This is a genomic window from Lachnospiraceae bacterium KGMB03038 (assembly GCA_007361935.1).
Lineage (GTDB): Bacteria > Bacillota > Clostridia > Lachnospirales > Lachnospiraceae > Massilistercora.
This window is the reverse complement of the sequence record CP041667.1, coordinates 1,256,019-1,269,996: the sequence shown is the minus strand read 5'-3', so window position 1 is coordinate 1,269,996 and position 13,978 is coordinate 1,256,019. Positions and strand designations below refer to the sequence as shown.

Here is a 13,978-nt window from a genome sequence, read left to right as displayed (position 1 = left end):
ATTTTTAGTATAACAAATCTCAGTATCCTTGTCCAATACTTATAGTTAAAAAATAGACTTTTTCCGCTCCGCCGTCTTTTAGCGCTTTCGCCGCGCTGCTGACCGTATTCCCCGTGGTGTATATATCATCTATCAGGAGTACCGTGCTCCCTTTTTTCAAGCGTTTTTCCATCCGAAACGCCCCGGAAAGATTCTGCCGTCTCTCTTGGTGTCCCAGCTTCTTTTGCGCCGTTGTGCAGCGGCTCCTTATCAGCGCCTTACTCTCCACCAAAACTCCGGTAAGGCGGCTCAGTTCCAACGCCAGGATTTCCGCCTGATTATATCCTCTTTGCCGTTTCCTGCGAGGATGGAGCGGAATCGGAATAATGCAGTCCGGCCGCCACTGACGGATGACCGTCCCAAACCGGGCCGCCATCTCTTTTGCGTAATAATACCCAAATACTCTCTGGTTATGATACTTAAACCAATAGATCGATGTGCTGACAGGCTTCCTATGAAGCCACAGGCTCATGCCTCTGTCATAATAATGATGTGTATGCCCGCAGTCCGCGCAATATTCCTGCGTTTCGCTAAGAACTGGTTTCCCGCATTTCATACACCTTGGCTCTTCCACCAGGATACGGTTGATCTTTTTCCTGCAGGAAGGGCAGATTCCTTCCCAAAAGGCCCTGCCGCAGAACGGACAGATCTCCGGCCAGAATAGTTTCTCAAAACACTCTTTTATCTGTTTCAATCAAATTCACGGATTCGCTCTGCCAGACTGGTATTCCGATCCTGCTCTTCCGTATTCTGGATCATTTCCCTGAATACCGTCTCACTCCCCACCAACGTCACACATTTTCTGGCCCTCGTCACCGCGGTGTACAGGAGATTGCGGTGATACAGCTGTCTCGGTCCCTGGAGCAGCGGGATCACTACCGCCGGATACTCGCTTCCCTGGGACTTATGTATGGTGATCGCATAGGCCAGCTCTAGCTCTTCTAAAAGGGCAAAAGGGTAAGTGACCAGACGCTGCTCGTCGTACTCCACCGTTATGGTCTCCTCGTAAGAATTGATCTTACGGACGATCCCCATATCCCCGTTAAAGATCCCAAGTCCTTTATCCACCGTCATTCCATACCGGGTCTTAACTTCCCATTCCAATTGGTAGTTATTCTTGATCTGCATGACCTTGTCCCCTTCCCGGAACAAACGGTCTCCATAAGTCCTCTCCTGCTTTCCTTCCTCTGGCGGATTCAAGTACTGCTGCAGGATCTGGTTCAGCCGCTCCACACCCAGCGCGCCTTTCCGCATCGGCGTTAACACCTGGATATCGTAAGGCCTAGCGTCTACATAAGGCGGCAGCTTCTTCTGGATCAACGTAATAAGGATACTGATGATCACATTAGGATCCTGCCGTTTCAAAAAGAAAAAGTCTCTGCTTTTATTATCCAGGGTCACTTCCTCTCCCCGGTTGATCTTATGGGCGTTGACTACAATATCGCTTTCTCCCGCCTGCCGGAAGATCTTCGTCAGCATCACCACTGGGAAACAATGGGAGTCGATCAAATCTTTGAGCACGCTTCCCGGCCCAACGCTGGGAAGCTGGTTCCTATCTCCCACCAGGATCAGTCTTGTTCCCGGGATCACCGCGGACAGAAGCGCATGCATAAGCGGCAGATCCACCATAGACATCTCGTCTATGATCAGCACGTCTGTTTCCAGCGGATTCTCTTCATTTTTCGCGAAGCCGCCGTTTCTTTCTTCCTCCGGATTCCCATTCACTTCTAAAAGCCGATGGATGGTCTGGGCTTCGTACCCTGTGGCCTCTGTCATCCGCTTCGCCGCTCTCCCCGTAGGAGCCGCCAGCAGGATTTCCATTCCCTCGCTTCGAAAGAAATGGATCATGGCGTTGATGGTGGTAGTCTTCCCAGTCCCCGGACCTCCCGTCAGGATCAAGATCCCCTGCCGCGCCGCTTCCGCCACAGCTTTCCTTTGCATCTCATCCAGGGAAAGGCCCGCATTCTCTTCGATCGCGTGGATCCTGCGCTCCAGCGCCGCTTCGTCCGTCTCACAGCGCACGTTGAGATCGTGGAGCATTTTTGCCGTGTTCAGTTCCAGGTAATAGTAATGGGATGCGTAGACTCTTACTCCGTCTTCGCCTTCTTTCAGGACCACTTTTTTCTCCATGGCCAGATCCATCAGATATTTCTCGATATGCTCGATCTGAACGCCTAAAAGGTTCCCCGCCCTTACCAGCAGAGCCTCCTGCCTCAGATAGACATGCCCTTCCCCAACACTCTGGAGAAGAGTGTAGAAAATACCGCTGCGGATGCGGTAGTCAGAATCCGTATGGATCCCAACTCTGGCCGCGATCTCATCAGCGGTCTTGAATCCCACGCCAGCCACCTGATCTGCTAACTGGTATGGATTTTCTTCTATAATGCGGTAAACACCTGTTCCATAATGCTGATAGATCTTTACCGCCAGCGCCGTTGTGATCCCATATTTCTGCAAAAAGATCATAGCCTGGCGCATATCCTTTTTCTCTTCCACCTGAATGGCGATCTCCCTGGCTTTCCTCTCGCTGATGCCTTTGATCTCCGCCAGACGTTCCGGCTCTTCCTCTATGATGCGGAACGTGTCTTCCCGGAATTTCTTCACGATCCTTCCGGCCAAAGCCGCGCCCACGCCTTTTACCGCTCCGGAGCCAAGATAACGCTCAATGGACATCAGATCCTCCGGCTCACAGATCCTGGAGCTTGTCACCTGTAATTGGGTGCCGTACATCTTATGCACAGTGAACTCACCAGTCAGTTCCAGCAGTTCCCCTTCCTCGATATAGTGGAACTTCCCCACACAGGTCAGATCTCCGTCCGAATTATTCAGGTTAAATATGGTATATCCGTTATCCTCATTGCGAAACACAATGTGTTCTACATATCCTTTGATCGTTTCCATTTATCTCATCAGTATTCTTTCCGTCCACTCATAAACTCTACAAATTGTCCCGTCCCGATCGCAACTACCTTCATGGGATCTTCCGCTGTCATGGTGTTGATGCCTGTCCGCTCCTCGATCAGTTCTTCCAGGCCCCGCAGCATAGATCCTCCTCCGGTCAGGACGATCCCCCGGTCCAAAATATCCGCGGACAATTCCGGCGGCGTACGCTCCAGCACTCCGATCACAGCTTCCACGATCTGACCTGTAGTCTCCCGCAGAGCTTCCTCGGTCTCCGAGGATGTGACCGTTACCGTCTTAGGAAGGCCGGTCACCAGATTCCTGCCCCGTACCTCCACCGCTTCTTCTTCCACCAGCGGATAAGTTGTCCCGATTTTGATTTTAATATCTTCCGCCGTACGCTCGCCGATCAGAAGATTATGCTTCTTCCTCATATAGCGGACAATCGCCTCGTCAAAATCATCTCCGGCAATCTTAATAGAAGTGTTTACTACTGTACCGCCAAGAGAAATGACCGCGATATCCGTTGTGCCGCCTCCAATATCAACGATCATGTTGCCGCAGGGTTTGGAAATGTCGATTCCCGCACCGATGGCTGCCGCCACTGGTTCTTCGATCAAGTTGACTTCCCGCGCGCCCGCCGCGTAGGTAGCCTCCTCCACCGCTTTTTTCTCCACCTCTGTAACGCCGCTTGGCACACAGATACTGATCCTTGGTTTCTTGAATGTCCGTTTTCCCATGGCCTTCTGGACAAAATATTTGATCATTTTCTCTGTTACTGTATAGTCCGAGATCACGCCCTGGCGCAGCGGCCGGATGGCGACGATATTCCCCGGCGTCCTTCCCAGCATAAGCCGGGCTTCTTCCCCGATCGCCTTAATGGCATTGGTGTCTCTGTCAAAAGCCACCACAGACGGTTCTTTTAAAATAACACCCTTGCCCTTGATATAGACAAGGATGCTGGCTGTTCCCAAATCAATTCCGATATCTACCGACATTCTTAATCCCCTTCCATCATTCTGTCTATCTTCATTATCATTTGTTTTGATTTTGCATGTACCATTATAATGAACTTTCCGTAAAATGGAAACCCCTTTTTTCCTTAAATCTTTGTGAAAGAAGACTCCTCCCTGTCGGAAAAACGCCCTATCTGTCGAGCATTGCGCGGATATATTTCCCCGTATAGGATTCCGGACAGTCAGCCACTTCCTCCGGCGTACCCTGAACGATGACTGTTCCTCCTCCATCGCCTCCTTCCGGTCCCATGTCGATGATATAATCAGCCGTCTTGATCACATCCAGGTTATGTTCGATAACGATCACTGTATTCCCATCCGCCGCCAGTCTATGCAGGATTTCCGTCAGTTTGTGGACGTCTGCGAAATGGAGGCCTGTCGTAGGTTCATCCAGGATGTAAATGGTCTTCCCAGTGCTGCGTTTGCTCAATTCCGCCGCCAGCTTGATCCGCTGGGCCTCCCCGCCGGAAAGCTGGGTGGAAGGCTGTCCCAGACGGATGTAAGACAGCCCCACATCATACAGCGTTTCCATTTTCCTGCGAATGCTGGGCACATGCTCAAAGAAGTGAAGGGCTTCCTCCACCGTCATATTCAGCACATCATAAATATTCTTTCCTTTGTATTTTACCTCCAAAGTCTCTCGGTTATACCGTTTTCCATGACAAACCTCGCAGGGTACATACACATCTGGAAGGAAATGCATTTCTATTTTTAAAATGCCGTCCCCGCTGCAGGCTTCGCAGCGTCCCCCCTTGACATTGAAGCTGAATCTTCCCTTTTTATAGCCTTTTGCTTTCGCGTCCGGCGTGGCCGCAAACAGATCCCGGATCAAATCAAACACGCCTGTATAAGTAGCCGGATTCGACCGGGGCGTCCGACCGATAGGGGACTGATCGATAGCGATCACTTTGTCCAGATTCTCAATTCCTTCAATATCTTTATGTTTTCCGGGAATCGTCCTTGCCCGGTTTAATTCTCGCGCCAGCCTCTTGTAAACGATCTCGTTAATGAGCGAACTTTTCCCTGACCCTGAAACTCCGGTGACGCAGGTCATAATGCCAAGCGGGATCTGAACCTCGATATTCTTCAGATTATTCTCCTTTGCTCCCAAAACCTTCAGCCATCCGGAAGGCTTTCCCCGATGATCCGGAACCGGAATCTTCGTCTTCCCGCTCAAATATGCGCCGGTAATAGAATTGGGATTCTTCATGATCTCTTCCGCGGTTCCTACCGCCACTACTTCTCCGCCATGTTCTCCCGCGCCGGGGCCGATATCTACAATATAATCCGCCTCTCGCATGGTGTCCTCGTCATGTTCCACCACAAGGACCGAATTCCCAAGATCCCGCAGATGCTTAAGTGTGCCTAAAAGTTTGTCGTTATCCCTCTGATGCAGGCCGATACTGGGCTCATCCAGAATATATGCCACGCCCACAAGGCCGGAGCCGATCTGGGTAGCCAGCCGGATCCGCTGAGCTTCCCCGCCGGACAAGGTTCCCGTTGCTCTTGCCAGAGTCAGATAATCCAGTCCCACATCGTTTAGGAAGCGGGTTCTTGCCTGGATTTCTTTTAGGATCTGTCCCCCGATCATCATCTGCTGTTTATTCAGCTTCAGATTCTGCAGGAATTTCTGCAGTTTTTCTATGGACAAGGCCGTCACTTCCGCAATGTTCTTCCCGCCTACGGTAACGGCCAGGGCTTCTGGTTTCAAACGCTGGCCGCCGCATTTATGGCAGGGCGTAATACGCATGAATTCTTCATACTCCGCCTTCATAGCCTCCGACCCGGTCTCCCGGTAGCGGCGTTCCACATTCTTGATCAGTCCCTCAAAGGCCACGTCATAGACGCCTTCTCCCCGCTGTCCGCGGTAACGGACCTTTATTTCTCTGCCTCCAGTTCCATGGATCAGGATATCCTGGATCTTCTTGGGATATTTCTGAAAAGGAGTCTCCAGGGAGAACCCATACTCCTGGCTCAGCGCATCCAGGATCGCGTAAGTAAAGCTCTTCTTATCCGTACAGGACTGCCACCCAAGTACGGTAATCGCCCCTTCCGCAATACTTAAGCTTTTATCCGGGATCATCAGATCCTCGTCAAACTCCATCTTATATCCCAGTCCGAAACACTCTGGGCAGGCTCCAAAAGGATTGTTAAAAGAGAAACTTCTCGGCTCGATCTCCGCAATGCTGATGCCGCAGTCCGGACAAGAAAAACTCTGACTGAAATTGATCGGTTCTCCGCCGATCACATCAACTGTCATTAGGCCTTCCGCCAGATGGAGCACATCCTCAATCGAATCTGTCAGACGTTTCTCAATGCCTGGCTTCACTACCAGCCGGTCCACAATGATCTCTATATTGTGCTTGATATTCTTATCTAACTGGATCTCTTCCGACAGTTCGTATAAATTCCCGTCAATACGTACCCGCACGTATCCGCTTTTCTTGGCCCGGTCCAGAAGCTTGGCGTGGGTCCCTTTCCTTCCCCGTACCACCGGGGCCAGGAGCTGGATCTTGGTCCGTTCCGGCAGCTCCATGATCTGGTCTACCATCTGATCCACCGTCTGTTTCTTGATTTCTTTGCCGCAGTTTGGACAATGGGGAATCCCCACCCTTGCGTAAAGAAGACGGAAATAATCGTAGATCTCCGTCACTGTCCCCACCGTGGATCTGGGGTTCCGATTCGTGGATTTCTGATCGATGGAGATGGCCGGAGAAAGCCCCTCAATGCTCTCCACATCCGGTTTCTCCATCTGCCCCAGGAACTGTCTTGCGTATGAGGACAGGGATTCCATATACCTTCTCTGTCCTTCCGCGTATATGGTATCAAAAGCCAGGGAGGATTTTCCAGAACCGGACAGTCCTGTCAGGACTACCAGTTCGTTTCTGGGAATATCCAAATCTATTTTCTTCAGATTATGTTCATTGGCTCCCCGGATCTTAATATATTGTCTGCTGTCTTTTTCTTCCATAATTCTTCCCTTCTATTATTCTTTGATCAGCTTCTTTAACTCAACCATTTTGTCCCGAAGCTCGGCAGCCGCCTCGAAGTTCAGTTCCGCCGCGGCTTTCTTCATCTGCTTGGTGATATCCTTGATCAGCTTCTCCAATTCCTCTTCGCTCATGGATTCCGGATCCTTCTCCATCCGCAGTTCTTCTGCCGCGATCTTCTTGGAAATGCTGATGATATCCCGCACGCCTTTCTTAATGGTCTGAGGCGTGATGCCGTGTTCTTCGTTATAAGCCATCTGCACATTCCGCCGGCGCATGGTCTCATCAATAGCTTGGCGCATGGAGTCCGTGATGGTGTCCGCGTACATGATCACGTGCCCCTCGCTGTTTCTGGCCGCCCGCCCGATGGTCTGGATCAGAGACGTCTCTGAACGCAGGAACCCTTCCTTGTCCGCATCCAAAATAGCCACCAGAGTGATCTCCGGAATATCCAGCCCTTCCCGCAGAAGGTTGATCCCCACCAGCACATCGAACACATCCAGACGCATATCTCTTACGATCTCCGTCCGCTCCAGCGTATCAATATCCGAGTGCAGGTACCGGACTCGGATCCCCAATTCCCGCATATAGTCCGTCAGATCTTCCGCCATCCGCTTGGTCAGCGTCGTGATCAGTACTTTATTTTTCTTCTCTATTTCCTTTTTCACCTCTGCAACCAGATCGTCAATCTGACCTTCCACTGACCGCACTTCTACCATTGGATCCAGAAGTCCTGTAGGCCGTATTACCTGTTCCGCGCGCAGAAGTTCATGCTCCGCCTCATAAGGCCCCGGAGTTGCGGATACAAACATGATCTGATCGATTCGTTCCTCAAACTCTTCAAAATTCAGCGGCCGGTTATCCAGCGCCGATGGAAGGCGGAATCCATAATCCACCAGAGTCGTCTTCCTGGAACGGTCTCCGTGATACATCCCTCCGATCTGAGGAATCGTCTTATGGGACTCATCAATGATAATCAGGAAATCATCTTTGAAGAAGTCCATCAATGTATACGGAGGCTGTCCCGGAGCCAGTCCGGACAGATGTCTGGAATAGTTCTCGATCCCGGAGCAGAATCCCGTCTCTTTGAGCATCTCCACATCAAAATTGGTCCGTTCTGAAATACGCTGGGCCTCTAAAAGCTTGTCCTCAGATTTAAAATATTTGACTCTCTCTTCCAGTTCCTCTTCTATAGCATCCGCCGCCCGCCGGATCTGCTCCGCCGGCACTACATAATGGGACGCCGGGAAGATCGCCGCATGTTCCAGCTCTCCCTTGATCTCCCCGGTCAGCACGTCGATCTGTGTGATCCGGTCGATCTCATCTCCAAAAAATTCTACTCTTATCGCAGTCTCCGCTTCGTTAGCCGGAATAATTTCCAGCACGTCTCCCCTTACCCGGAAGGTTCCCCGCTTGAAATCCATCTCGTTGCGCTCATACTGGATATCGATCAGCTGGCGCAAAACCTCATCCCTGTCTTTCTCCATCCCAGGGCGCAGGGAAACCATCATTTTCTCAAAGTTCTTCGGCTCGCCCAGTCCATAGATACAGGATACGCTGGACACAACGATCACATCCTTACGCTCTACCAGGGACGCCGTGGCGGACAGCCGCAGCTTGTCGATCTCCTCGTTGATGGATGAATCCTTGGCAATGTAGGTGTCGGAGGAAGGGACATACGCTTCCGGCTGGTAGTAGTCATAGTAGGAGACAAAATATTCCACCGCGTTATCAGGGAACATTTCCTTGAATTCTCCATACAACTGAGCGGCCAGTGTTTTATTATGGGCGATAACCAGTGTGGGCTTCTGCAGCTGCTCGATCACGTTGGCCATCGTAAACGTCTTTCCAGAACCCGTAACCCCTAGTAAAGTCTGGCATTGATTGCCTTCCTTGAACCCTTTTACAAGCGCCTCGATTGCCTGTGGCTGATCGCCTGTGGGCTGATACGGGGCCTTTAAAACGAATTTATCCATAGCAAAATCTCTCCTTTGTGACTTTTGATATGTTCAATATCAGCCACCCTCAAAAAATTCATTCGTAACGAAAATGTCAAAATAATAGCCTTATAGGACTCCATTACGAATCCAGAAAGGCAAAAGTCACAAAACACTTTTTTGAGGACTAAATAACACGAAGTAACACCAAAACGGTAGTGACAACATTATAGCAAAGATAATGATAAAAGTATATAGGACGAAAAGTAAAAAAAGTACAAATGTTCGAGTGTACATCTGTACTTTTTTATGATTTCTTCCTTATATTGTTGTCATGCTGCCATTAAATATTCCTCGGCTGCCTCGTCTATTTCCTTCAGATCGGAGTAATCATAGTATTTCTCTTCCCGGCTTTCCGGAAGAACTTCTTCCATAAATGGTTCAATAGCATATAAGCAATCTTCAATGATTTCAGCAGTATCCCCATAGATGTCTGCTGATATAATCTCTTTTGAATGCCCTAACATATGCGATATTCCTTTGATATTAAAGTCATGTTTCAAAAGAATGGTCGTATATGTATTTCTCAACTGATGGAAATGAATATCCGGAAGTCCTAAAGAAGCAAGCAGTTCTTTATAATATTTCTGATGATAACTTTTACTTCTTGGATTTCCATATGTGGAACAACAGATGTAATCCCAGTCACGGAACTCTTTACTTCTTCGCCTGCGATTCTTCTCATAAATCCGGCGCTGTTCCAGAATCGCCTCAAACACATAGTCTGGAATAGGGATCTCCCTTATACTGGACGGAGTTTTTGGCTTGATTTCCTGTTTTGTAAGCATTTTAGGTGGTACATCTTCCGCTTTGGAATTTGGCTTTTTCCCCAACTGCCTCTGTATTTTCAATGTGCGGTTGATATAGTCTACATCGCTGTATTTCAACCCATTGATCTCTCCACGCCGCAGGCCCATCAGAACTGCAAATAAGATCTGCATATGGATCGGCGTCTCTTTGCTCGCCTCTATTAACTGAAACACCTGCGGGAGCGTCAGTGTCTTGCTTACATCTATCTTTAATACACGGTATGCCTTCTTTTTAATCTTCTTTGGCAGCGGAACCCCCTCCGCTGGATTTACCGCTATTACATTCTTCGATTTCGCATAAGCCAGTGCTGTATTCATGACTGTTTTCGCCAGTCGTGCGATAGATTCATGTTTTGCCGCAATGGTATTATATAGTTTTCTGATATATCCCTGGTTCAGAGTTGCCATATACATTTTTCCCAACTGCGGATTCACATAGTTGTAAACCACATTTTTATAGCCATTGTAGCTGTTATCCGCTATCCTGGGACACATAATTTCCTCCAGCCAGAACTCCATGAAGTCTGCAACTTTAATCCTGTCGTAAACAATATAGGTTCCTTCGTGAAGCTGTCCAACCACTTCATCCCGTTCTGTATTTGCCGCTCTCTCACTGCTGAATCCAGAATGCTGTTTTGTCTTTTCCGTTCCATCTGCAAATTTCAACAGGACTCGGAACCCATAGCCTTTCTTTATGGTCGTAACAGAATACACTTTATATTCTGTATATTTCTTAAAATCAAATTTTTTCATGCTACCCCTCCGTTCCTGTCCGTTCCGGAACAAAAGTGTCGTTCATAAATGCAATGATCTTATCTTTCTCGTCCATAACCTCACAGTAATATTCATAGGTGGTATGAATCGAATTGTGGCCTAGTAATCCGGAAATCTTTACCAGAGGAACACCTCTCTCGATCAATATAGTCGCAAACATATGGCGCAGACCATGAACAGTGATAACCGGAAGGCCATTTCTCTCACAGAGTTTTGTCAATGCCTGGTTCATGGAGCTTAACCCTCTCGGCTTTCCGTCCTCCCGGCAACTGACGTATCCATGATCTTCATAATTTCCAGCAAACCATTCCTTTTTCATTTTCACATAATGTAACCGGCGTTCCACTTCTTTCATGATCGCCTTTGGAACTTTCAGTATACGGAAACTGTTCTCTGTTTTAGGATCACGTTCGATAACCGTATATTCTTCTATTTCAAATCCTTCTTTTACTTTTGGATTTGCCACTAACTGCCGACTGATCCTGACTGTCTGTTTTTCAAAATCAAAATCGCTGAATTTGAGTCCAAGGATTTCTCCTTTTCTCAGACCGCAGAACAATCCCAGTAAAATTTCCAAATACCACGGGTTCTTACTGGCCGCCTGCAGGAACACTTTCAGTTTTGCTTTGCTGAATATTCTGATCTTTGGTTTTGTCCTCGGATAAGGCTTTGTCTCCGGAACTGGATTATAATTGATAAATCCGTCAAACAAAGCGTCTTTAAATGCCAGACTCAACAATTCTCTTCCTTTATTACCTGCCGAAGAACAGATTTTTGATACCTGCTCCAGTAATTTATCCAGATACTCTACTGTTACAAATCTCAGTTTTACATCGGTTTCCATACTGGGCAAAATCAGCTCATACAAGGTATAGGAGCCTAACATTCTGGTAGTTGTCTCAATCCGCAGAGAATAAATATGCTCAAACCAATATTTCAGATATTCTCCAAACATTACATCTGTATTTTTCAGATAGGCAACTTGAAATTCCCGCTGTTTCTCCCGGTATCGTTCTTCATATTCCCAGTAGCTTTTTTCAGCCTCTTCCGGAGTTTTAAACCCGCCTTTTTTGCTGTATTTTGTGGTCAGGTCATCCATCAACTCTTTTGTCCGATGATACCAGGAACTCCCTTCATAAAAGACTACTCTTTTTTCTTCCTGTACTTCCTTATTTTCCGCTTTTGTCAACTGATTGTTCTGATTCATTGATTTCACACCTTGCTTTTCCTATTCCCCGTACAGCCACCTTTCAAATGGGAGACAGGGGATCTTATATACTTTTCCAATCTTGATGACACGGAACGGCTCCTGCTTTTGAAAAACCTCATCCAGAAATTCATAGGTTTTTGTCCTACCCAGTCCAAGCAGTTTCTGGATGTCATCCGCCTCATATACTTTCTTTGATATATCAATAGAATCTGTCATGACCGCACCTCCCTTTTATCGCTGAATAAGCGATAAAAGGACTGTACGCCTATAAAATAACGCACAGCCCTCTTATCGTCCAATGTGCGATTTTTCCAATCGCATACTTGACAAACCAATTTTTCTTGTTCTCAATAATATTTCTTCCTTATTAAATAATCGTATCCCTGTCGTACATTACAGAACATACACGTTTCCTTTATTGTCTGATTCTGATCCGCCCGGATGATAAAATGTTCCTTCGAACTGTAAAATGGCTTTGCACACACCGGGCATAAACACATCAAAATCGGTTTGTCCAGCTTCTTGATCTCCATGCTGGTACGCAGTGCCTTATCCACTTTTATCATCTGCTCCCGGTTCAGTCTGCCAACATAATCATCCAGACGCCCCTTGTCCAGTGTCCGGATCTGCTCCAACAGCACAAAAGACTCTTTCTCCAGTCCTTTGATTCCATTGATCGGTACATGTGTCGGCAGTTTTGTCTTTGGTCTGCTCGTGATAGCCGCGACAATGACCGTTGGACTGTGCCGATTTCCCCGGTTATTCTGGATGATCAGCACGGGGCGGTATCCGCCCTGCTCACTCCCGAAAACAGGATTCAGATCTGCGTGATAAATCTCTCCACGCCGCACTTCTTGTTCTTCCACAATCATATCTCCTTCCTCTATACGCCTAAGAACTCTCTTTGTTCCGTAAGGCTCTCCCCACTCTTTTGAAACCATTATCCATAGCGGGTATGTATCAGCCGGACGCAAAGCATTTCTTTGTATCCGGCTACCATAATTGCCTGTTTCAGCCTATTTGTCCTCGACACCCCGGCCGTTATCGCATATATTATGCGGGGGAAATCATCAAGCGGCTGACTGCTGATCAGCTCCACGGGCCTGCACCCCTCTGAGGTTCTCCCAAAGCTGCCCTCACTTGTTGCGACGCTCTTAACGCTCGACTTTATGACCGGACAGGAGTATCATGATACCTGTTGCCTGTTATCGCCTTATCAGTAGCAATCTGACAGTTATAACCGGGTATTTTCCGCTCCCCGAACCAATAAAACAGCCGCAAACCGATTTTTCTATATATGTGGGATTTCGCTGCCTTTACCCGTCCGGATCATGGCGTACCTGCTAACGTGGCTTACGCTCATCACGATAGCAACAGGAATGTACTTGATGAATGGGTATGAACTTTTCAAGGTCCTAAGCGGCCATAAAAAGACCTCTCACTTTATTTGCCGTTAAGCGAGAGGTCTGCTCACATTATTTCAAAAGTTTTTTCAGTTTTTTGAGAATACGGATTTTTCTACTATGAACAGCGCTTGGATACACACCAACTTGTTTTGCATAATCTCTTTCCGTTTTTTCTTCATAGAACAGTGCATATATCAGATCCTGATCTTTCTTTGACAACTTTGAAAGCGCCATATGTAATTTTTCCAACGAGATTTTTTGAATTACAATATCTTCTACGCTCTCATGGCTGTCAGGAAACTGCTGTGCGTTATCTTCCATAAGCCTGTCCAAAGAATCTTCTCGGCTTGGAAAAATTTGTTTTATATTTCCATCCTTATCTTTAACCGTCCGTTCTGTTTTCAGATCATTCTCAAAATACCTTATTTTTCTATCGCCTTTCATATAGGCTGTATACACCTCGTCCGTGACCTCTATGAATTGACCACGAATCCATATTTTCTTCTTACCAGCGCCCACGCTGTTAAACCTCCGTTTCGTCTGAATTTTGGGGAAAATCCAGACGGACGGAGGCCCCCTGCAGGAAGATCGGCGCTGCCTGTCAAACAGCAGCCATCGCCATTTTCCGACAAATAGAAAATGCGCTCGCCAAAAGACGAGCGCATAACGCCAGTAATAATAACTACAAAATGGAAATAAAGGCAGAAATATGACAAAAGATGTCGAATAGAAAAATACCGCAATCCCCTGAAGGACTGCGGTATGTAAAAGACATTTTTTATTTCCTGGCGGATGTTCGCCGGTTCCTATGTACCTCTTTGCCATGTTCTCCCCTT

General features: G+C 47.7%; 10 protein-coding genes. All 10 read right to left on the bottom strand.

All coding sequences use genetic code 11. The features are described 5' to 3' along the window. Nucleotides 1-19 precede the first annotated feature (19 nt). Complete coding sequence (locus tag FND36_06075) at nt 20-733, bottom strand: ComF family protein (protein QDW73639.1); 714 nt, start codon at nt 731-733, stop codon at nt 20-22. Continuing rightward, nucleotides 730-2,940: an ATP-dependent RecD-like DNA helicase gene (locus tag FND36_06070; GenBank protein QDW73638.1), complete on the bottom strand. Its 2,211-nt coding sequence runs from the start codon at nt 2,938-2,940 to the stop codon at nt 730-732. The genes FND36_06075 and FND36_06070 overlap by 4 nt, the downstream gene beginning before the upstream one ends. Nucleotides 2,941-2,948: 8 nt before the next feature. Beyond that, the gene (locus tag FND36_06065; protein ID QDW73637.1) at nt 2,949-3,938 is read right to left on the bottom strand and encodes a rod shape-determining protein; all 990 of its coding nucleotides are present in this window, start codon (nt 3,936-3,938) and stop codon (nt 2,949-2,951) included. 148 nt (nt 3,939-4,086) lie between these two features. Then, a complete protein-coding gene (gene uvrA, locus FND36_06060) occupies nt 4,087-6,927 on the bottom strand; it encodes an excinuclease ABC subunit UvrA (protein ID QDW73636.1) in 2,841 nt (946 codons plus the stop codon). A gap of 15 nt (nt 6,928-6,942) precedes the next feature. Next, on the bottom strand, nt 6,943-8,922 hold the full coding sequence (uvrB, locus tag FND36_06055) for an excinuclease ABC subunit UvrB (protein ID QDW73635.1): 1,980 nt from the start codon (nt 8,920-8,922) through the stop codon (nt 6,943-6,945). Between the two features lie 293 nt (nt 8,923-9,215). Beyond that, nucleotides 9,216-10,505 carry a site-specific integrase gene (locus FND36_06050; protein ID QDW73634.1) on the bottom strand — a complete coding sequence of 430 codons (1,290 nt, stop codon included), beginning with the start codon at nt 10,503-10,505 and terminating at the stop codon, nt 9,216-9,218. 1 nt (nt 10,506) lies between these two features. After that, nucleotides 10,507-11,733 carry a site-specific integrase gene (locus FND36_06045; GenBank protein QDW73633.1) on the bottom strand — a complete coding sequence of 409 codons (1,227 nt, stop codon included), beginning with the start codon at nt 11,731-11,733 and terminating at the stop codon, nt 10,507-10,509. A 21-nt stretch (nt 11,734-11,754) separates the two neighbouring features. After that, on the bottom strand, nt 11,755-11,934 hold the full coding sequence (locus tag FND36_06040; protein ID QDW75552.1) for a helix-turn-helix domain-containing protein: 180 nt from the start codon (nt 11,932-11,934) through the stop codon (nt 11,755-11,757). Between the two features lie 149 nt (nt 11,935-12,083). Next, the gene (locus tag FND36_06035; protein ID QDW73632.1) at nt 12,084-12,608 is read right to left on the bottom strand and encodes a type II toxin-antitoxin system PemK/MazF family toxin; all 525 of its coding nucleotides are present in this window, start codon (nt 12,606-12,608) and stop codon (nt 12,084-12,086) included. A gap of 603 nt (nt 12,609-13,211) precedes the next feature. Continuing rightward, complete coding sequence (locus FND36_06030; protein ID QDW75551.1) at nt 13,212-13,661, bottom strand: sigma-70 family RNA polymerase sigma factor; 450 nt, start codon at nt 13,659-13,661, stop codon at nt 13,212-13,214. Nucleotides 13,662-13,978 lie beyond the last annotated feature (317 nt).

Excerpts from the sequence above, each read along its gene's own strand:
- FND36_06045 (QDW73633.1), bottom strand. The coding sequence starts at position 11,733 with ATGAATCAGAACAATCAGTTGACAAAAGCGGAAAATAAGGAAGTACAG.
- uvrA (QDW73636.1), bottom strand. The coding sequence starts at position 6,927 with ATGGAAGAAAAAGACAGCAGACAATATATTAAGATCCGGGGAGCCAAT.
- uvrB (QDW73635.1), bottom strand. The coding sequence starts at position 8,922 with ATGGATAAATTCGTTTTAAAGGCCCCGTATCAGCCCACAGGCGATCAG.
- FND36_06050 (QDW73634.1), bottom strand. The coding sequence starts at position 10,505 with ATGAAAAAATTTGATTTTAAGAAATATACAGAATATAAAGTGTATTCT.
- FND36_06065 (QDW73637.1), bottom strand. The coding sequence starts at position 3,938 with ATGTCGGTAGATATCGGAATTGATTTGGGAACAGCCAGCATCCTTGTC.
- FND36_06035 (QDW73632.1), bottom strand. The coding sequence starts at position 12,608 with ATGATTGTGGAAGAACAAGAAGTGCGGCGTGGAGAGATTTATCACGCA.
- FND36_06070 (QDW73638.1), bottom strand. The coding sequence starts at position 2,940 with ATGGAAACGATCAAAGGATATGTAGAACACATTGTGTTTCGCAATGAG.